General features: G+C 73.3%; 15 protein-coding genes and 1 pseudogene. 5 read left to right on the top strand and 11 right to left on the bottom strand.

What is annotated here, in order from left to right; genetic code table 11:
* Window positions 1-29: 29 nt before the first annotated feature.
* Both ACIBG4_RS07920 and ACIBG4_RS07915 read right to left on the bottom strand, forming a co-directional pair.
* On the bottom strand, window positions 30-659 hold the full coding sequence (locus ACIBG4_RS07920; RefSeq protein ID WP_397201176.1) for a lytic transglycosylase domain-containing protein: 630 nt from the start codon (window positions 657-659) through the stop codon (window positions 30-32).
* Between the two features lie 372 nt (window positions 660-1,031).
* A pseudogene (locus ACIBG4_RS07915) lies at window positions 1,032-1,265 on the bottom strand (transglycosylase SLT domain-containing protein); the annotation flags it as partial.
* Between the two features lie 404 nt (window positions 1,266-1,669).
* Here ACIBG4_RS07915 and ACIBG4_RS07910 point away from each other — a divergent pair.
* Window positions 1,670-2,155: a glutathione peroxidase gene (locus tag ACIBG4_RS07910; RefSeq protein WP_310716230.1), complete on the top strand. Its 486-nt coding sequence runs from the start codon at window positions 1,670-1,672 to the stop codon at window positions 2,153-2,155.
* A 262-nt stretch (window positions 2,156-2,417) separates the two neighbouring features.
* Here ACIBG4_RS07910 and ACIBG4_RS07905 read toward each other — a convergent pair whose 3' ends face one another.
* Window positions 2,418-2,780, bottom strand: coding sequence for a helix-turn-helix domain-containing protein (locus ACIBG4_RS07905; protein WP_310716231.1), 363 nt, complete (start codon window positions 2,778-2,780; stop codon window positions 2,418-2,420).
* Window positions 2,781-2,972: 192 nt separating this feature from the next.
* Here ACIBG4_RS07905 and ACIBG4_RS07900 point away from each other — a divergent pair, with 192 nt between their 5' ends.
* Complete coding sequence (locus tag ACIBG4_RS07900) at window positions 2,973-4,082, top strand: NAD(P)/FAD-dependent oxidoreductase (protein ID WP_397201175.1); 1,110 nt, start codon at window positions 2,973-2,975, stop codon at window positions 4,080-4,082.
* 46 nt (window positions 4,083-4,128) lie between these two features.
* On the opposite strand, the gene ACIBG4_RS07895 is transcribed toward ACIBG4_RS07900, so the two are convergent.
* Genes ACIBG4_RS07895 through ACIBG4_RS07880 form a run of 4 tightly spaced genes read right to left on the bottom strand, consistent with a single transcriptional unit; the run spans window position 4,129 to window position 8,327 of the window.
* Window positions 4,129-4,803, bottom strand: coding sequence for a response regulator transcription factor (locus ACIBG4_RS07895; protein ID WP_310716235.1), 675 nt, complete (start codon window positions 4,801-4,803; stop codon window positions 4,129-4,131).
* Window positions 4,800-6,182 carry a sensor histidine kinase gene (locus ACIBG4_RS07890; protein ID WP_397201174.1) on the bottom strand — a complete coding sequence of 461 codons (1,383 nt, stop codon included), beginning with the start codon at window positions 6,180-6,182 and terminating at the stop codon, window positions 4,800-4,802. The genes ACIBG4_RS07895 and ACIBG4_RS07890 overlap by 4 nt, the downstream gene beginning before the upstream one ends.
* 10 nt (window positions 6,183-6,192) lie before the next feature.
* Window positions 6,193-7,356 (bottom strand): acyltransferase, encoded by a 1,164-nt coding sequence (locus ACIBG4_RS07885; RefSeq protein ID WP_397201173.1) that lies wholly within the window; start codon window positions 7,354-7,356, stop codon window positions 6,193-6,195.
* Window positions 7,353-8,327 (bottom strand): alpha/beta hydrolase, encoded by a 975-nt coding sequence (locus ACIBG4_RS07880; protein WP_397201172.1) that lies wholly within the window; start codon window positions 8,325-8,327, stop codon window positions 7,353-7,355. The genes ACIBG4_RS07885 and ACIBG4_RS07880 overlap by 4 nt, the downstream gene beginning before the upstream one ends.
* 381 nt (window positions 8,328-8,708) lie before the next feature.
* Between ACIBG4_RS07880 and ACIBG4_RS07875 the strand changes: the two genes are divergently transcribed.
* The gene (locus ACIBG4_RS07875) at window positions 8,709-10,085 is read left to right on the top strand and encodes a phenylacetate--CoA ligase family protein (protein WP_397201171.1); all 1,377 of its coding nucleotides are present in this window, start codon (window positions 8,709-8,711) and stop codon (window positions 10,083-10,085) included.
* Window positions 10,082-11,041, top strand: coding sequence for a hypothetical protein (locus tag ACIBG4_RS07870; RefSeq protein WP_397201170.1), 960 nt, complete (start codon window positions 10,082-10,084; stop codon window positions 11,039-11,041). Before ACIBG4_RS07875 ends, ACIBG4_RS07870 begins: the two co-directional genes overlap by 4 nt.
* Here ACIBG4_RS07870 and ACIBG4_RS07865 read toward each other — a convergent pair.
* Together ACIBG4_RS07865 and ACIBG4_RS07860 are read right to left on the bottom strand one after the other, a co-directional pair.
* The gene (locus ACIBG4_RS07865; RefSeq protein WP_397201169.1) at window positions 11,026-13,971 is read right to left on the bottom strand and encodes an AfsR/SARP family transcriptional regulator; all 2,946 of its coding nucleotides are present in this window, start codon (window positions 13,969-13,971) and stop codon (window positions 11,026-11,028) included. The genes ACIBG4_RS07870 and ACIBG4_RS07865 overlap by 16 nt on opposite strands.
* A gap of 105 nt (window positions 13,972-14,076) precedes the next feature.
* Window positions 14,077-15,150, bottom strand: a complete 1,074-nt coding sequence (locus ACIBG4_RS07860; RefSeq protein WP_397201168.1) for a LacI family DNA-binding transcriptional regulator — start codon at window positions 15,148-15,150, stop codon at window positions 14,077-14,079.
* Between the two features lie 178 nt (window positions 15,151-15,328).
* Here ACIBG4_RS07860 and ACIBG4_RS07855 point away from each other — a divergent pair, with 178 nt between their 5' ends.
* Entirely contained in the window at window positions 15,329-16,549 is a 1,221-nt protein-coding gene (locus ACIBG4_RS07855) for a sn-glycerol-3-phosphate ABC transporter ATP-binding protein UgpC (RefSeq protein WP_310712792.1), read from the top strand.
* Window positions 16,550-16,768: 219 nt separating this feature from the next.
* On the opposite strand, the gene ACIBG4_RS07850 is transcribed toward ACIBG4_RS07855, so the two are convergent.
* Together ACIBG4_RS07850 and ACIBG4_RS07845 are read right to left on the bottom strand one after the other, a co-directional pair.
* A complete protein-coding gene (locus ACIBG4_RS07850; protein ID WP_310712790.1) occupies window positions 16,769-17,533 on the bottom strand; it encodes an SDR family oxidoreductase in 765 nt (254 codons plus the stop codon).
* 171 nt (window positions 17,534-17,704) lie between these two features.
* Window positions 17,705-18,532 carry an MBL fold metallo-hydrolase gene (locus tag ACIBG4_RS07845; RefSeq protein ID WP_397201167.1) on the bottom strand — a complete coding sequence of 276 codons (828 nt, stop codon included), beginning with the start codon at window positions 18,530-18,532 and terminating at the stop codon, window positions 17,705-17,707.
* Between the last annotated feature and the right edge of the window lie 2 nt (window positions 18,533-18,534).

Below are 18,534 nucleotides of genomic sequence, written 5' to 3'. Positions count from 1 at the left end.
CAGCCGTTCCTTCCCCAGAACGGCTGCCGTCAGTACCAGTTGTGCGATCGGAAGTGGCCCCAGGCGCCGCACGGCCGGCCGTACCTGCCCTTGATGTAGGCGAGGCCCCAGCGGATCTGCGTCTCCGGGTTCGAGCGCCAGTCGGCGCCCGCTCCACTCATCTTGCCCCCGGGCAGGGCCTGCGGGATGCCGTAGGCGCCGGAGGAGCTGTTGTATGCGCGGTGATTCCAGTTGCTCTCCCTTGTCCAGAGACTGTCCAGGCACTGGAACTCCTGGTACGACCAGGACCTGCGGACCACCTGGTCGAGCGCGATCACCTTGTTCCTGCGCTGGGGCCTCAGGTCGGCGGCCTGCCGGCCGTTCAGCAGCCGGGTGGCGAGCCCGGACTTGACCGAGGGCGTCCAGGTGCGGAGCCGGATGACCGGGGCGTGCCATGAGCCCTGGTGGACGACCGGCGTCGCGGCCCTCCGCTGGAGGGCCCGTGTGTCAGCCCTCCGCTGGACGGCCCGTGTGTCGGCCCTCCGCTGGACGGCCCGCGTGTCGGCCCTCCACTGGTGGGCCTGTGCGTGCGAGCCGGCTCCGGTGGCCGGCTCGGTGGCGCCCGGTGCGGCAACGGCGGGCGTCGCCGTGGTGCCGAGTGCGACGGCGGTTGCCGTCACGGTCAGAGCGCTGTGAAGGGCGCGTTTGCTGTCCAATGCGATCCTTGCTGTCGGGTCGCGTGCGGACGGGCGCGCCGGTCGCCCGGACACCCTGCCGCTCCGCGTCCGTGGCTCGGACGAGGAGGGCCCGCGCGGCCTCTCCGGGTTCCTGTGACCGCCCGATCGTGCTGGGCGGCCCGGAGGGCTCCGCGACGTTCCTCTAGCGGGTTTCTATTACGCTCCGTAATCAGCGGTCACGCACAGCGACACGCGATGGACAGGTGTTTGCGTGATCCTTCACGACTCGTCGCCGTCTCGCTGGGCCTCCGTGACGCGTCCCGGCGGCCGGCTTGCGCCACCTTTACGGGAAACGGGGACGTCCGCGAGGCTCGCTCAGTACCAGCCGTGCGACTCGGAGTGCGCCCACGCGCCGCAGGGCGAGCCGTACCGCTGCTTGATGTAGGACAGGCCCCACCTGATCTGCGTCTTGGGGTTCGTGCGCCAGTCGCTGCCCTTGGCGGCCATCTTGCTGCCGGGCAGCGCCTGGGGGATGCCGTAGGCGCCGGAGGAGCTGTTCTGGGCGCGGTGGTTCCAGCCGCTCTCCTTGCGCCAGAGCTTGACGAGGCACTTGAACTGGCCGTTCTTCGTCCAGCCGCGCTTGGCGGCCAGGGTCTTGGCGATGGCCTTGTTCTTCGCGCCGGCCGCCTGGGCGGTCTGCGCCTGCGCGGCCGTGGCCCCGCCACCGGCCACGAGGGCGGCCGAGAGGAGCAGGACACTGGCACGACGAAGCATGGACATGGATGGGGGTCCCTTTCGAGCGGGGGTCGGGGAAGCGACACCATGCCGGAAAAGCACCCTTTATCGCTAGTTATCCATCTCTGCGTAGATCGGTAGCAAAGAGCGTAATATGTCCGTATTCAGGGCTTTTGTAGCGAAATGTGAACTGCGTCACACTTTTGGGCGATCACGTTTGGAGATCCACCACGCGTGCCTTCGCGCCGATCCCGAGGAGGGCTCTATAGGGTCAGATCATGACTCTTCGCGACATTCCGCTCCGCACCCTCGCGGGCGACCCCACGACGCTCGGCGAGCTCGCCGGCGGCCAGACCCTCCTGATCGTGAACGTCGCCTCCAAGTGCGGCCTGACCCCCCAGTACGCGGGCCTCGTCGAGCTCCACCAGCGCTACGGGCCGCGCGGCTTCAGCGTCGTGGGCATGCCCTGCAACCAGTTCATGGGCCAGGAGCCGGGCTCGGCCGAGGAGATCCAGGAGTTCTGCGCGACGACGTACGGGGTGGACTTCCCGCTGCTGGAGAAGGCCGACGTCAACGGCCCGGACCGCCACCCGCTCTACGCCACGCTCACGCAGACCCCGGACGCGGCCGGCGAGGCCGGTGACGTGCAGTGGAACTTCGAGAAGTTCCTGGTCACCCGGGACGGCGAGGTCGCGGCCCGCTTCCGCCCCGGCACCCCTCCGGAGGACCCGGCGATCGTGGCCGCCATCGAAAAGTCCCTGTAAAGCCGTCCCCAAGGAACGGACCACAACCCCAAACCAGCCCCAAAACCCCACATCCGGAGGAACGCAAGGCGCGCGGGCCCCAGGGCAACGCCCTAGGAGGGGCGCGCCACGCGCGTGTCGCTTCAGGGAGCGCCGATCGGGGCCCCGCCCCGAACCCCGCCCGCGCGCACACGAGCGTCAGGCGTGACGAGCTTCGTGGGCGCGCCCGACGCGAAGGAGCATCGGCCCCGGGCGACGTGCCGAGCCGTGAACGCACCGGCCCCTAACAGTCGTCGCCCAGCAGGTGCTCGCTGGCCCAGGCCGAGATCTGGCCGAGCGCCGGCATCAGGGCGACGCCGCGGTCGGTCAGCGCGTAGGAGACGGCGACCGGCGGCCCCTCCTCCACCCGGCGCGTGATCAGGCCCGCGGCGGCCAGGTCGGCGAGGCGGTCGGACAGCACCGAGTCGGAGATTCCGCCGATGGCGCGCGAGAGGTCGCGGAAGCCCACCGGGCCCTGGCTCAGGGTGCCGAGGATGACGGCGTTCCAGCGCTTCCCCAGGAACACGAACGCGCGGGCCAGCGCGGCGTCGCCGCGGACGCATGCCTCCGACGTCACGTCGTGGCTCTGGTTGGGGGTCACCGCCATGATTCCACGCTAGCGCACGCGCACGGTCCGCGGACGGCCGCGAATCCACCGTCCGCGCGGGATCGGAACAGTGCTCCGCACCACCCACTCGCATCCGTAAGCGCTAGCGTGTAGCTTGTCACTTCGGAAATAGAAGTGACTCTCTTTCCGCTATCACATGACGCCGCTCACACACCACAGGCTGGAGTCGCCATGACCGACAACACCTCCACCGCCCGCCCGTCCGTCGTCGTCCTCGGCGGCGGGTACGGGGGCGTCACCGTCGCCAAGACGCTCGACGATGTGGCCGATGTCACGCTCGTCGACCCCACCGAGGGGTTCGTGCACAACGTCGCCGCCCTGCGCTCGCTGGTCCAGCCCGACTGGGTGGACCAGATCTACCTCCCGTACGACCGGCTGCTCGCCCACGGCCGGTTCGTGCGCGACCGTGCCGTACGGGTGGACGGGCGCCGGGTCGAGCTTCAGTCCGGAACCGTCCTCGAACCCGACTACCTGGTCCTCGCCACCGGCTCCTCCTACCCGTTCCCCGCCAAGAACGACGAGCCCGGCCTCCTCGCCGCCAAGGAGCGTCACCGGACGGCCCACGACGAGCTGACCGGCGCGGCGCGCGTCCTGATCGTGGGCGCGGGGCCGGTCGGGCTGGAGCTGGCCGGCGAGATCAAGGCGTTCCACCCCGGCAAGCACGTCACCGTGACCGACATCGCCGACGACGTCCTGGCCGGCCCGTTCACGCAGGAGCTGCGCGACGAGCTGCGCCGCCAGCTTCAGGAGCTGGGCGTCGAGCTGCGGCTGGGCGTCAAGCTTCGGGAGCTGCCGGACACGCCGCCCGCCACGCGGGGCGCCGTCCGCGTCACGACGACCGACGGCGAGGAGATCACCGCCGACCTCTGGTACCGCGCGTTCGGCGTCCGGCTGCACACCGAGTACCTCGACGGCGGGTCGCTCGCGGACCTGCGCGACGAGCGGGGTTACGTCCGCGTCGACCCCCGGATGCGCGTGGAGGGCGAGACGCACGTCTTCGCCGTCGGCGACATCGCGAACGCCGACCGCGACATGGCGGCCATGGCCGGCCGGCAGGCGGAGGTGGCGGCCGGCAACATCCGCGCGCTGATCACGGGCGAGGGCGAGCAGCAGGAGTACACCCCGCTCGGGCCACTCATCGCGGTCACGCTCGGGCCGGAGGGCGGAGCGGGCTCCTTCGGCGAGGGCGTCGTCGGCCCGGAGACGGTCGCCCAGGCCAAGGGGCGGGAGATGTTCGTCGGCCGATGGGCCGAGATGTTCGCCCAGGAGGACGGCCGGTAACCGGCGGGGCTCAGCAGCCGGCGTGGAGCTCAGTAGCCGGCGGGGCTCAGTAGCCGGACGGGCGGACGAGGCCGGTCTCGTACGCGAAGACGGCGGCCTGGGTGCGGTCGCGCAGGCCCAGCTTGACCAGGATCCGGCCCACATGGGTCTTCACGGTCTGCTCCGCCACCACCAGGCGCCCGGCGATCTCCGCGTTCGACAGCCCCTGCGCGATCAGGGACAGGACCTCGGTCTCGCGCTCCGTCAGGTCGCCGAGCCGCTCCTTGAGCGGAGCGCGCGGAGCCCCGGCCATGCGGGAGAACTCCGAGATGAGCCGCTTGGTGATGTTCGGGGCCAGCAGGGCGTCGCCCGCCGCCACGACCCGCACCGCGTGCGCCAGCTCGGCGGCCGAGGCGTCCTTCAGCAGGAAGCCGGACGCGCCGGCGCGCAGCGCCTCGTACACGTACTCGTCGAGGTCGAAGGTGGTCAGGACGAGGACCTTGGCGGTGGCGCCGGCGGTCCGGGTGATCCGCCGGGTCGCCTCGATGCCGCCGAGCTCCGGCATGCGGATGTCCATCAGGACGACGTCCGGGGACAGCTCGGCGGTCATGCGGACGGCGTCGAGGCCGTTCACGGCCTGGCCGACGACCTCGATGCCGGGCTCGGCGTCGAGCAGGACCGTGAAGCCCTGCCGGACCATCACCTGGTCGTCGGCGATCACCACGCGGATGGACTGCGTCATGCGACGTCCTCACCGAAGGCGACAGCGGGAGCCGGGGCGACGGGGAGGACGGCGGTCACCTCGAAGCCGCCGTCCGGGGCCGGGCCGGTGGCCAGCTCGCCGCCCAGCATGGCCGTGCGCTCCCGCATGCCCAGCAGCCCGTGCCCGGGACCGCCCGGCGGCGGCACGGGGCGGTCCGGCGCGGTGTTGGCGACCCGGATCACCAGGGCGGCGGGCAGGTACCGGATCTCCACCCGCGTGTCGGCCCCGGGCGCGTGGCGCAGCACGTTGCTGAGCGCCTCCTGGACGATCCGGAACGCCGACAGCTCCACCCCCGGCGACAGCGGGCGCGGCTCGCCGGTGGTCTCGGCGGTCACCGTCAGCCCGGCGCCGCGCACGTTGGCGACCAGCTCGTCCAGCCGGTCGAGGGCGGGCTGCGGGCTGTCACGCGATCCGTCGGCCTGGGCGTCCTCCGAGCGCAGCACGCCCAGGATCCGCCGCAGCTCCGTCAGCGCCTCCACGGCGTTCTGGCGGATGCCCGCCAGGTTGTCGGTCAGCTCGCCGGGCGGGTTCTCCACCAGGTGCGGCGCCACCTGCGCCTGGATGGAGATCACCGACATGTGGTGGGCGACGACGTCGTGCAGCTCACGGGCGATCCGGCTGCGCGTCTCCAGCACGGCGCGGCGGGCGCGCTCCTCGGCGGTGATCACTTCTTGCTCGATCAGGCGGCTGCGGGCCACGCGACGGCCGCGCAACGCGGCGCCCATCATGGTCGCGATCACCAGGACGGGCACGCCGGCCGGGGCGTCGCCGAGGCTGTCCGGCGCGTTGATCAGCAGGACGCAGGACGTCCCCACCAGGATGGTGATCGTCACTGTCTCGGCCGCCACCCGGGGCCGCATCCGCAGGGCGACCAGGAACAACACCCCCGCCTGCAGGCCGACCGCGGGCGCGGTCCAGGACCAGACGAGCGGCAGCCACTCGGCCGCCACCCGACCCACGTCCGGTGTCACCGGCCCGGGTAACCGCGCGGAGGGCGCCCATCGGTACGGCAGGCCGCCGACGGCCGCCGAACTCGTGGGCCACGAGCCGGCGACGGTGACGGCCAGCGACGCCCACCACGCCATGAGCGGCCGGAACATCGCCACGACCAGCACCACGGCGTGCACCAGGGCGAGCCCCTGGAAGGCCGGGTAGTCGGGGTAGCCGCGGCCGGCCAGCCCCAGGGTGACCGCGTACAGGACCACGAGCACGTGCGGCAGCCGGGCCAGCGGGCGCGGCCCGGCCATGCGCGGCAGCGGGTCCGGCCCGAGGGCCAGGAGGTCCGCCCGGAGGTCCGCGAACAGCGCGCGCGGCCCACGCCCCCGCCCCTTCACCCCCATGCGCCCCTTCCCGGTCATCGTGTCCACCCTAGACATGCCGCGTCCCGCCGCCGGAACGGGTCCCCGCCCGCTCATACGCGTGGAAGGCCGCCCAGCAGCCCAGCAGGGCCAGCGCGAAGGCGGGCAGCCAGAGCAGGCGGGCGAGCACCCATCCGGCGCCCGAGGGCAGCGTGTGCAGGCCGGGCAGGGGCACGCCGGCGAGCAGGCCGAGCGCCGTGACCGCCATCATCGCGGTCTGGTGCCAGAGGAACAGGGTCATGGCCGACAGGTTCACCAGCGCCACCGGCGCCCAGGCGGCGGGCCGTCGCAGCGCCCGCCGCAGCGGGTCGTACAGCAGCCGGGCCGCACCGCACTGGGCCAGGCCGAAGGCGACGGCCGCCAGAGTGGGCGGGGAGAGGTTGGAGACGGGGGCGCCGGGCACCCCGACCATGGCGGCGGGGTAGCCCGCCCACAGCACGAGCCCGGCCGCGACCAGCCCGGCTCCGGCCAGCAGGCCCCATGCGGCCGACCGGGCGCGCGGGCCGTCCCAGACGCGGGCCGCGCCCAGGCAGTACGGCACCAGCCAGCCCGCCGGGACGTTGACCCAGCCGGCCCAGGCGGGGCCGTCCAGGCCGTACCGGACGAGGTCGGCCAGCGCGACGACGGCGAGCGGCCACAGCGGGTTCAGCCGGGCGACCAGCGGGGTGGCCGCCGTCAGAGCGGCGTAGACCAGCAGGAACCACAGCGGTGACAGCACCAGCCTGACCAGCGCGTACACGGTCTGCTGGCCGGCGCCCGAGGCGAGCATCACCACCGCCGCCAGGCTCCAGACCGCCGTCACGGCCGCGACCGGCCGGAACAGCCGGGCCAGCCGGCCGCGGACCCACGGCCCGTATCCCACCCCCCGGGCCCGCGCGGAGGCGTGGCTGAGCGCCGCGGCCCGGCCGCCCACCCAGAAGAACACCGCCAGCGTCTGCAGCGTCCAGGAGACGGGGGTCAGCCCGGGCAGGTACGTGAGCGGGCTCGCGCTGCGCAGCGTGCCGCTGTCCACCACGAGGGCGGTGACGAGCCAGTGGCCCAGGACGACCCCGGCGATCGCCAGCGCGCGCAACCCGTCCAGCGCCCTGTCACGCCCCGGCGGGGTCGCGGCCTCGATCCGCCCGGCCAGGTCACGCCCGGCCACGTCACGCCCGGCCACCCCCTGCGCGGTCATGTGCCACGTCCCGTCAGAGCCGGAGGCCGGCCGGACACGATGGCGGCGAGGTTGGCCAGGCTGAGCGACCCCGCCTTCAGGTAGTCGCTGTGCCCGCCGTCGCCCGCGGCGAAGACCCGGGCGCCGAACCCCGGCCCGACGGGGTCGGCGCCGAGCCCCAGCGTGGCGAACGGGAGCCTGATCCGCACGTTGGGGATCGCGGCGACCCAGTCGCCGGTGGCCCGGCCGGCCCAGACGGTGGCGCGCGTGCGCAGTCCCGCGGCGGTGTCGACGCCCACGCCGGCGCTGGCGTACAGGACGATGCCGGCCACCTCCAGGCCCGGCGCGGCCCGCCCGCACACCACCGATCCGTAGGAGTGGCACAGCAGGGAGATCCTGGCGTGCGGTTCGAGCGCGCGCAGCGTCCGCACGAACGCGCGCAGGGCGGGCGCGGCCTCGTCGGCGCGGCCGGTGGTCAGCACCTCGGTGCTCACCGTGCTCGGCGTCCGGTACCCCACCCACGCGACGACCGCCGCCCCCTCACCGAGCGCCTCGCGCAGCCGGGTCGCGCCGGCCCGCAGCCGGTCGTACATGTCCAGGTTGGTGTCGGAGCCGGGCACCAGCACCGCGATCCTGTCCGCACGGGACAGGTCGCCGAAGACCTCCACGGTGCGTCCGCCGTCGCGCCCGTCGAAGGACAGGAAGCTCCGGTCCGGGCCGCCCATCTCGCGCAGCCGGCCGGCGCGGCGGACGTCGCCGTGGCCGGCCGCGGTCCGCTCGGCCGCGCGGATGTCCTCGCGGGTGGCGGCGTACCGCTGCGCGAGGGCGGCGGGCGTCACGGCGCGTAACGGGGGCAGGGCGGCGGGGGCGGGCGCCGGTACGGCGCCGGGGCGGGCCGCACCCGACACGGGCACGGCCACCGACCCGGCGACGAACGCGGCGAGCAGGGCGCGGCGCAGGCGCAGGCGCATGCCGCGCGGCGGGGATGCCATGGCTGTCGGTCCTTCCATGCCGGAGATCACTCGTGTTTCCGGCACCGACGCTAGGGATCACGCCCCGTGGTCGTCCTCACCCCGGGGAGCCCACTTCGGCGTAGCTCTCAGGTATGACCCGGGCCGCCGGCGTGTAGCGGTTATATGGCCGATTTGTAGAGCCCGGGCTGATCGTCTACAGGCAGAGGGGCGGCGTTTGCCCCTCGTACCGCACGAAAAGGGAGACACCCATGGTGAAGACCGCTCGCCGCTACGCCAAGTACGCCGTCAGCGCCCTGTCGACCGCCGTGTTCATCCTCAACGGCTGACGTCGTCCCGCGTCCCCCGGGCTCTCCGGGCCCGGGGGACGCACCGCGTCATCAGCGAGAAGCAGGGAGAGGCATGTTCGGCACAGCGGTGCGGCAACTGGGCTACGCGTGGTCGATGATGTCGGGCCGCAGGTTCCGGATCCGGGACGTACGCGCCCTGGTGGACGACACGCGGGCGACCATGGAGGCGTTCGGCTCGCCGGGCGAGGGCTCGGACGACATGCTGGCGGCCACCGACCCCGAGATCCAGGAGGACCTCACCAAGCGGCGCATGCGCCGGACGATCAAGCACGCCATGGCGGAGGTCCCCTACTACCGCCGCCTGCGCGACCCCGACGACATCCCGCCGACGCCCAAGCTCGCCCTGAGGGGCATGCCCTCCGCGTTCGTCTCCGACCTGGCCCGCCCGGCCGTGCTCGCCCACACCACCGGGACGACGGGCAGCCCCACGCTCGTCTGGTTCTCCGCGTACGAGATCGAGCTGATGTCCTCCATCTCCGCGCTCGGCCTCATGCTCGCCGGCGGCCTGCGCTCCGATCATCTGTGGGCCAACGCCATCAGCTCCCGTTCCATCGCCCAGATCCTCGTCGAGCGGGCGGTGCCGATGACGGGCGCGGGCTTCGTCCACCTGGGCATGGTCGATCCACGCGCCACTCTCGACCGGCTGGCCACGCCGCTGCACGTGCCCGGCAAGCAGCCGTTGATCACGCACCTCAACCTGACCGCCTCCTACCTCGGCGCCCTGGTCCAGGAGGCCGAGCGCGGCGGCTGGAGCCCGCGCGACTTCGGGCTGGCCGAGGTGTACTCCGGCGGCGAGGTGCTGACCGACGCGCTGCGCGTGCGTGCCGAGCAGGCCCTGGGCGCCAAGGTCTTCGACGGTTACTCCATGACCGAGGTCGCGCCCGTCGCCGGGCGGGTGTGCGACGATGGGCATCTGCACCTTCCGCCCGACCAGGGCCTCGTCGAGGTGCTCGACCCGGTCACCATGGAGCCCGCCGGCCCGGACGCGCTCGGAGTGCTGGTCATCACCCCGTACTCCACCTTCCGCGACACGACGCTGCTGCTCCGCTACGTCACCGGCGACATGGTCAGGACGTTGCCCGAGCCGCCCACGTGCGCGATGGCGGCGATCCCGGCGACCTCCCGCCTCCTGGGGCGCTCCGTCGACGGCGAGGTGACCACCCGTGACGTGCTGGACCTGCTGCAGGCCGAGCCCGCGCTGCCGCTGCCGACGAGGTTCGCGATCGAGGACGGCATCCTGCACGTGGTGTCGGGCAAGGACGACCCGGCGCTGCTCGGCCGGCTGGAGGAGCGGGCCGGGGCGTTGGCGATCAGGGGCATCAGGCTGGTCGAGACCCCCGACGAGCTGCCCGCCCCCTGCCAGGTCCGGGCCGACCTGATCGAGCACAGCTTCGAGCACGCCGCTCCCCTTCCGATCGGAGTCCGATGACCGCGCACGTCGTGGGCCTGCACGCGCTCATCGCCCTGGCCATCGTGCTGGCGGGGCTCTTCCTGACCCGGTACGCGATCCCGCGCCCGCCGGTCGGCCGGTTCGTCGGGGCGGACATCGCGGTCATGGTCGTGGCGCTGGTGGCGATGCCGTTCGCGTACCTGCACATCCCCGTGGGGATCGTGGTGACCGTGTTCGGCGTGGTGGTCTTCACCTTCGCGCAGCTCACCCTCGCCCCCGTGATCGGCGGCAGAGCGGCCGCGATCTCCGCGGGGCTGCTGTGCTGCGGCGACGTGGCGGCGTACTTCGCCGGCTGGACGCAGGCCGTGCTGGTGCTGAACGACGTCGCGGTGATCCTGCTCGTCGTGGGCGCGGTCAACCTCTGGGTCCAGACGGCCATCACCCCGGCCCAGGTGGCGGCCCTGGCGGCCGCGCTGACCTGCTACGACACGCTGGCCACCGGGCTCAGCTCGCTCACGCTCGACTTCGTGGCGCGGCTGGACGGACTGCCGTTCGCGCCCGTGCTGGCCACCCGTTACGGCGCCGACCCGTCGATCGCCGGGCTGGGCGACTGTCTCATGCTGGCGTTGTGGCCGCTGGTGGCCTTCAGGTGGTACGGCAGGCGCGCCGGATGGACGGCGGCCGGGATCGACGCCGTGCTGCTGGCCGTGATGGTCGCGGCCTTCCTGTCCGGCAGCGGCGCGGTGCCGCTGCTGAGCATCCTCGGGCCGCTCATCGTCGCGCAGTGGCTCTTCTGGCGCCGGCGTCCCGCTGCGGCGCCGTCGCGGCCGCAGGTGGAGCAGGCGCTCGGCGGCACGATCCCCGGCGGGGTGTGGGTGGCGCTGGCCGACGGCCAGGTCGTCGGCGAAGGGCCGACCCCGGGCCGGGCCAGGCAGGCGGCACGCCTGTCGGGAGCGGAGGCCGTACCGGTGATCAGGTATCAGCCGGCCAGGTAGGCCTCCACCCGCGCGCGCTCCGGTCCGCTCTCGAACAACTCGATCGACTCGCGCCACGCCGCGGCCGCGCGCTCGCGCTCCCCCAGCTCGGCGTGCGCGCGCCCGAGCTCCCTGAGCACGCGGGCCCGCCACACCGGCGGCCCGTCGGTCCCGAGCCGCTCGCGGACGGTGCCCAGCAGGCCGAGCGCCTCCCCGGCGCGGCCCTGCCGCAGCCGCACCTCGCCGAGCGCGTACGTGGCCAGGGCCTCCCCCAGCTCGTCGCCGCACTCGCGGAAGAGCGACCGGGCCCGGCCGAGCGCGTCCACGGCCTCCTCGAACCCGCCGAGCGCGCCCACCGCCTCACCGAGCCTGCGCAGCACCTTGCTCACCGCGACACGGTCCCCGATGGCCTCGCTGAGCACCAGGCTCTCCCGGTAGCACCGCACCGCCTCGGCCACGTCACCACGCATGTAGCGGACCGTGCCCAGGGCCCGCAGCAGGTCGCCGCGCACGCGGGGGTCGTCGCCCGCCTTGGCCAGCCGCTCCTGACAGAGCCGCATCGCCTCGCCGTACCGGCCGAGCTCCATGTGGATCCAGATGGGCCAGATCGCGGCGTAGTCGACCCCACCACTGTCGCCCAGCTCCTCCATCATGGCGATGGCGCGGTTCGCGGCGTCCAGCCCCTGCTCCCAGAGCCCGGCCCCGTGGTGGCACGCGGCCAGGTTGATCAGCGCGTACGCGGCCCCGTGCGCGTCGCCGATCCGCTGGAAGTCCCGTAACAGCCGGCCGAAGTGCGCGCTCGCGTTCCCGTAGGCCCCTCGCGACAGCGGCACCCCGGCCAGGAGCAGCTCCGCCCGCAGCGCGATCCGCTCACCGGGAGCCGCGGCGATCACGAGCCGCTGCAGCCGCTCCACGTCGTCGAGGAACCCTTCGAGGTTCAGATACGCGGACAGGTGGTGCGCCAGCTCGGCCGCCTCCTCCGCCATCCCCAGGTCGAGGGCCACCTGCACGCTGTGGATGAGCGTCCTGCGCTCGGCGGCCAGCCACGCGACGCCCACCCCCCCGGTCGCCTCGGCCTCCGGGTACGGCGGCGCGGTCGGTATGGGCAGCTCGCGGGTGGCCGCCCTGATCCGGCGCAGGCACTCCGTCACGTGCCTGGCCAGCGCCGCCCGCTGCTCCTCCGGGGCGTCCTCGGCCTGGGCGCGTTCGCCGGCGTAGACCCGCAGCAGATCGTGCAGCCGGTAGCGCGGCTGGCCGGCCCCGTCGACCTCGCCGGCGTCCAGCAGCCCGCTGATCACCAGGGTCTCCAGCGCCGCGTCCGCCTCGAGGGCCGGCCCGCCGTGCAGCGCCGCCGCCGACCACTCGGCGATGCTCTCCAGGTCGGCCAGCCCGAGCAGCCTGAACGCCCGCCGCGCCGGCTCGGGCAGGGCCGCGTAGCTCTCCGAGAACGTGCCGCGCACGTCCAGCCCGCCCACGATCAGCTCGTCGAGCCGCCGGTCCTCCAGCCGGCTGGCGAACTCGCGCACCGGCCAGGAAGGACGGATGGCCAGCCGGGCGCCCGCCACCCTGATCGCCAGCGGTAACATCCCGCAGGCCCGCAGGAGGGCCCCTGTCGCCTCCGGCGCAGCCCCGAACCGGACCCCGCCCGCCACCCGCTCCAGCAGCAGGCGGGCGTCGTCCTCGCCGGGCAGCTCCAGCGGCAGCCGGGTGACTCCCTCCAGCGCGGGCATCCGCGACCTGGACGTCAGCAGGACGCAGCAGCGCGCCGTGCCCGGCAGCAGGTGGCGCACCTGTGTCGCGTCCTGGGCGTCGTCGAGCACCATGAGCACGGCCAGGTCGGCCAGGCGCTGCCTGAGCAGCCTGGCCCGTTCCTCCAGCGGCCCGGGGATCAGCGTGCCGTCCACGCCCAGCGATCTGAGCAGCTCGCCCACCAGGTCGCCGGGGCTGCGGGGCCCGGCCGCGTCGCGGCCCAGCCGCAGGAAGACCTGGCCGTCGGGGTAGTCGGCGCGCAGGAGGTGCGCCGCGTGCACGGTCAGCGTGGTCTTGCCCACCCCCGGCAGACCCGACACGACCACGATGGGCGGCGACATGCGGTCCGGCCGCGCCCGCGCGGCGGCCAGCAGCACGTCCAGTTCGGCCTGCCGGCCCACGAAGTCGCGGGTGCCGGCGGGAAGCTGGCACAGCGGCGCCCGGAAGGCGGGGGCGCTCCGCGCGGGGGCCGGCACGGGGTCGCCGGCGAGCAGGGCGGCGTGCAGGCCGGCCAGCTCGCGGCCCGGCTCGATGCCGAGCTCCGCGCGGAGCACCGCGCGGGCCTGGCGGAAGGCGTCCAGCGCCTCGCTGCGCCGCCCGCTCTTCTGCAGGGCCAGCATGAGCTGCGCCCACAGCCGCTCACGCAGCGGGTGGGCGGCGACCAGCGTCCGCAGCTCGGCCACCAGGTCTTCCTCGCCGAGCTCCAGCCGTACGTCCATCCAGTCGGACCTGGCCTCGACGAGCTGCTCCTCCAGCTCGGCGATCCTGGGCGCCATCGCCATGCCGAGCCGGGCGTCCTCCGCGGGGCTGCCCCGCCACAGGGACACAGCCGCCGCGTAGGCCCGCGCCGCCGTCTCGCGCTCGCCCGCCTGCCGCGCGCGCCGCGCCCGCCGTACGGCGTCCTCGAACGCGAGCAGGTCCAGCTGGTCGGGCGTCACCTCGCAGATGTACCCGGATGACTCCCTGCGCAGGTCCAGCGAGCTGCCCCGCAGGGCGCGGCGCAGCTGGGAGACGTACGTCTGGAGGTTGGCCACGGCCGAGGACGGCGGGGCGTCCCAGACGGCGGCGACCAGGCGCTCGGTGGAGAGGGCGACGTTGGGATGGAGGAGCAGGGCGCTGAGCACGGCACGCTGCTTGGCGTTCAGCCGAAGAGGCCCTTCCGCGCCGCGCACGCGCAGGGATCCCAGAATCGCGAAATCCACCGTGACATCTCCCCGAGACCGTCCGGAACCCAGGAGCGAGTACATCCCTTGCCGATCAGTATGGCAACCACGGGGCCCCTGGGGCGCAGGAGGCGCGGTGAGAGGTCAGCGGCGGGGGCCGCAGCTTCCGCGGACGATGAGCTCCGTGGGCAGGACGATCGCGCGGGGGCGGCGGCCCGAGGTGCGCAGCACCAGCTCGGCGGCGCGGTAGCCGATGTCGCGTCCCGGCTGGGCGATCACCGTGAGCGGCGGCGAGCACAGCTCCGCCCACGGCACGTCGTCGTACATCACGAGCGACACGTCCCGCGGCACCCGCAGGTCCAGCTCGCGGGCGGCCAGGACGGCCGCCTCCCCCAGCATGTTGCCGCCCGCCAGCACGGCCGTCAGGTCGGGACGGCTCTGGAACAGGCCCGAGGCGGCGGCGTAGGCGGAGTCGCGGCTGCCGGTGGCGAACACGACCAGCTCCTCGTCCACCGGCGGGCCGACGGCTTCGCGGAACGCGGCGACCCGCCGGTCGTGGCCGGGGCCGCCGAGGAAGGCGATGCGCCGGTGGCCGAGGCCGCGCAGGTAGCGGACCGCCGTGCGGATGCCGGTCCGGTCGTCGGCCAGGACGGCGGGCACTTCGGCGGGACGGGGCGGCGGGGGCGGCGGGACGCCGTCGAGCAGCATGAGATCGGCCGCTCCCCCCGGCAGCCCCCCGCCGGTCAGGCCGTCGGCGGCCCGCTCGGCGGGGAGCCGGTCGGCGAAGACCACGGTCATGCCGGCCCGCGCCACCGGTCCCCAGGTGTCGGCGCCGCCCGACGGCACGGCGATCATCCGGTCCACGCCCTGCTCCAGCAGCATGCCGACCAGCTCGGCCTCCTGCTCGGGGTCGTCGCCGGTGGAGCCGAGCACCACGGGCTCGCCCGCGGACCGGGCGCAGGCGAGCACGCCCTCGGCGAGCTGCCCGAAGAAGGTGTCGGTCAGGTCGGGGACGAGCAGGCCGATGCCGCCGGTGCGGCGCCGGCGCAGGTTGCGGCCGAGCGCGCTCGGCCGGTAGTCGAGCTGGGCCGCGACGGCCAGCACCCGCTCCCTGGTGTCCGGGCTGGCCGAGCCCCCCGACAGCACCCGGGACACCGTGGCCACGCCCACGCCCGCCGCCTCGGCGACGTCCTTGATGGTCGCCCGCTTCGCCTCCATGGAAACGATTCCATCATGGTTTCCATCCGACCGGAACCCCGCAGAATCCGTAGAAGCTGGTCACCCCGTAACCCTTGACACTCCTGCCCCTTTCGGGTGAGATGCATGAAAACGTATCCATGTGAGTGGACACCCCGCACATCACCTAGGCCGCCGCCCTGGACCCCGAAGGAATGGCATGGCATCCATCGTTCTGACCAATGTCGACAAGATCTACGCCGGTGGCGTGAAGGCCGTGAACGGGCTCAACCTTGAGATCAAGGATGGCGAGTTCATGGTGCTGGTAGGCCCCTCCGGTTGTGGCAAGTCGACCGCACTGCGGATGATCGCCGGCCTGGAGGACATCAGCGGCGGCGAGATCGCCATCGGCGACAAGGTGGTCAACCACCTTCCGCCGAAGGACCGCGACATCGCCATGGTCTTCCAGAACTACGCCCTCTACCCGCACATGACGGTCGAGGAGAACCTCGCCTTCGGCCTCAAGCTCCGCAAGATGCCCAAGCCCGAGATCCAGAAGCGGGTGAACGAGGCCGCCAAGATGCTGGGCCTCGAGACGTACCTCAAGCGCAAGCCGGCCGCCCTGTCCGGTGGTCAGCGCCAGCGTGTCGCGATGGGCCGCGCGATCGTCCGCGAGCCGCAGGCGTTCCTCATGGACGAGCCGCTGTCCAACCTGGACGCCAAGCTCCGCGTGTCCATGCGCGCCTCCCTCAACACGCTGCACGAGCGCCTCGGCGTCACGACCGTGTACGTCACCCACGACCAGGTCGAGGCCATGACGCTGGGCGACCGCGTCTGCGTCCTGCGCGACGGCCTGCTCCAGCAGGTGGACACCCCGCAGAACCTGTTCGACAAGCCGGTCAACCTGTTCGTCGCCGGCTTCATGGGCTCCCCGTCGATGAACTTCGCCACCGCCGAGCTGGTGCGCGACGACAACGGCGCCGCCGTGACGTTCGCCGACATCAGGCTGTCGATCCCCGACTCGACGTTCACCGACAAGCCGGGCCTCGACAAGTTCATCGGCAAGAAGATCATCCTGGGTATCCGCCCCTCCGACTTCGAGGACGCCGCGTCCGCCGGCAGCCACGCCAACGGCTGGGCCACGCTGCCCGTCAAGGCCGAGGTCACGGAGGAGCTGGGCTCCGAGATCAACGTGCTGTTCCTCATCGACGCCCCGCCGGTCGAGCACAAGGACACCGTCGCCGCCGCCGACCAGGGCGACGACGACGAGGCCGCGCTGCCGCTGGTGGGCGACAAGTCGCTGTGGACCGCGCGCGTCAACGCCCGCAGCCACGTCCGCCCCGGCCAGAGCATCGACCTGGTCCTGGACACGCACAACCTGCACTTCTTCGACCCGACCAGCGGTCTGTCGATCGGCCACGAGCAGAACCGCGGCCTGTAGTCCCCATCAGTGGTCCCCGGGCCTGTGACGCCCGGGGCCAGTGATCTCCCAAGGTGTCGGTGACGAGCCACGCTCGTCACCGACTGGGCCCCCACCGCGACCCCCTCCCGCGGCGGGGGCCCGCCTTTTTCCCGGCCGGCCTGTTCTTCCCGGCCGGACCGTTCTTCCCGGCCGGACCGTTCTTCCCGGCCGGACCGTTCTTCCCGGCCGGACCGTGGGTCAGCGGCGGCCGAGGCGGGCGGAGACGGCGCCCGCCAGGCCGCGGGGCACGAACTTGCCGACGGCGACGATGGCCTTGTAGCGGGCGTCGGGCACCGAGACGCGCCTGCCCAGCGCGAGGTCCCGCATGGCGGCGCCGACCACGGCGTCGGCGTCGAGCCACAGGAAGCCCGGGATGCCGGACACGTCCATCGAGGCCCGCTCGTGGAACTCGGTCCGCACGAAGCCCGGGCACAACGCCATGATCCGGACCTTGGGCTCGTGCACCTCGACCGCGACGGACTCGCTGAAGTTCACCACCCACGCCTTGGAGGCGCTGTAGGTGCCGCGGGTGAAGAACGCGGCGACCGACGCCACGTTGATCACGCCTCCCCTGCCGCGCCGCCTCAGCCCGGGCAGGACGGCCAGCGTCAGCCGCAGCACGGCCTCGCAGTGGAGCTTGAGCATGCGCAGCTCGTCCTCGACCGGCACGTCGAGGAACGCCCCGGGGTGACCGAAGCCGGCGTTGTTGACGAGCAGGTCGACCTGCCGGCCGTCGTCCTCGCGCAGCCGGGCCTCCACCCGGGACAGCCCCTCCTCCGTGGCGAGGTCGGCGGGGAGCACCTCGACGCTCACGCCGTACCTGAGCTTGAGCCGGTCGGCGGCCTCGCCGAGTCGTTGCTCGTCGCGCGCCACGAGGACGAGGCCGAAGCCGTCGGCGGCCAGCCGCCGGGCGAAGGCGGCGCCGATGCCGGCGGTCGCGCCGGTGATCAGTGCGGTAGGCATGCCAGCACCCTAACCCGTGTCCCGCCCGGCACCGCCCGCCACCACGCCGCACCGGTCACTGCCCCGAGGAATGTCGCGTGAGGGCCGGCACGGTCCGCACCTGGTGTCAGCGGTCCGCTTCCGGCCGCCGGCTGACGCGCCTCCGCTGACGTGCCTCCGTGCCGGCGGCCGTCAGCTCCGGGTCCGGGCCGTGGGACGGACCGGGAGGGTCCAGGTGTCGCCGCGGTCCAGGTAGACGACCCGGTCGCCGTGGCCGGAGTGCTCCATGTGACTCCGGAAGTCCTCCAGGGACGAGCTGAAGACCGTGTAGTCGTCGTAGTGGACGGGCAGGACCCGCCCGGGACCGATCAGGTCCACCCAGTCCGCGCCCTGCCGCCCGTCCATGGTGACCATGACCGTGCCGAGCAGCTTGGTGCCGCCCAGGTGGACGATGCCCACGTCGAGGTCCGGGAAGCGCTTCGGGATCTGGTGCAGGCGGTGGTCCAGCAGGGTGTCCCCGCTGATGTGCAACCGCAGGTCGATGCGGCCCTCGCTGCGGAACTCCAGCACGCTGCCCATCACCGGCGGCAGCAGCGCCTCCACCGCGCCGTGCGCGTGCCGGGCGGGCACCGAGGTGATGGTGAGCGCCCCCGTCGCGTTCCGCAGCTGGTGCTCCTGCCAGGTCTTCAGGCCGACGGCCCGCTCGAAGCCCTGCCGCCGGAGCCGCCGCGCGGCGTGTCTCGTGGTGACGATGGTCGTGGCCTTGTCGAGGCCGTCGCGCGCCACGCGGTCCCAGTGGTCGCCGTGCAGGTGCGACAGGATCACCGCGTCGAGCGGCGGCAGGTCCTCCAGCTCCACGGCCGGATCGGTGAGGCGGCGCGAGGTGAGGCCGTAACCCAGGTGGGCCCGCTGCCCGCGGTGCAGGAAGTTCGGGTCCGTCAGCAGGGTGTAGCCGTTGTACCGGATGAGCGTGGTGGCGTTGCCGATGAACAGCACACTCCCGCTGTCCGCTCTCCGCATGA

It is taken from the genome of Nonomuraea sp. NPDC050383, assembly GCF_044459125.1.
GTDB lineage: Bacteria > Actinomycetota > Actinomycetes > Streptosporangiales > Streptosporangiaceae > Nonomuraea.
This window is presented reverse-complemented; position numbering and strand designations above follow the sequence as displayed.

Coding starts and splice junctions, on each gene's coding strand:
- ACIBG4_RS07905 (WP_310716231.1), bottom strand. CDS start 2,780: ATGGCGGTGACCCCCAACCAGAGCCACGACGTGACGTCGGAGGCATGC.
- ACIBG4_RS07875 (WP_397201171.1), top strand. CDS start 8,709: ATGTTCGGCACAGCGGTGCGGCAACTGGGCTACGCGTGGTCGATGATG.
- ACIBG4_RS07845 (WP_397201167.1), bottom strand. CDS start 18,532: ATGCGGAGAGCGGACAGCGGGAGTGTGCTGTTCATCGGCAACGCCACC.
- ACIBG4_RS07900 (WP_397201175.1), top strand. CDS start 2,973: ATGACCGACAACACCTCCACCGCCCGCCCGTCCGTCGTCGTCCTCGGC.
- ACIBG4_RS07885 (WP_397201173.1), bottom strand. CDS start 7,356: ATGACCGCGCAGGGGGTGGCCGGGCGTGACGTGGCCGGGCGTGACCTG.
- ACIBG4_RS07850 (WP_310712790.1), bottom strand. CDS start 17,533: ATGCCTACCGCACTGATCACCGGCGCGACCGCCGGCATCGGCGCCGCC.
- ACIBG4_RS07870 (WP_397201170.1), top strand. CDS start 10,082: ATGACCGCGCACGTCGTGGGCCTGCACGCGCTCATCGCCCTGGCCATC.
- ACIBG4_RS07895 (WP_310716235.1), bottom strand. CDS start 4,803: ATGACGCAGTCCATCCGCGTGGTGATCGCCGACGACCAGGTGATGGTC.
- ACIBG4_RS07880 (WP_397201172.1), bottom strand. CDS start 8,327: ATGGCATCCCCGCCGCGCGGCATGCGCCTGCGCCTGCGCCGCGCCCTG.
- ACIBG4_RS07855 (WP_310712792.1), top strand. CDS start 15,329: ATGGCATCCATCGTTCTGACCAATGTCGACAAGATCTACGCCGGTGGC.
- ACIBG4_RS07910 (WP_310716230.1), top strand. CDS start 1,670: ATGACTCTTCGCGACATTCCGCTCCGCACCCTCGCGGGCGACCCCACG.
- ACIBG4_RS07860 (WP_397201168.1), bottom strand. CDS start 15,150: ATGGAGGCGAAGCGGGCGACCATCAAGGACGTCGCCGAGGCGGCGGGC.
- ACIBG4_RS07890 (WP_397201174.1), bottom strand. CDS start 6,182: ATGACCGGGAAGGGGCGCATGGGGGTGAAGGGGCGGGGGCGTGGGCCG.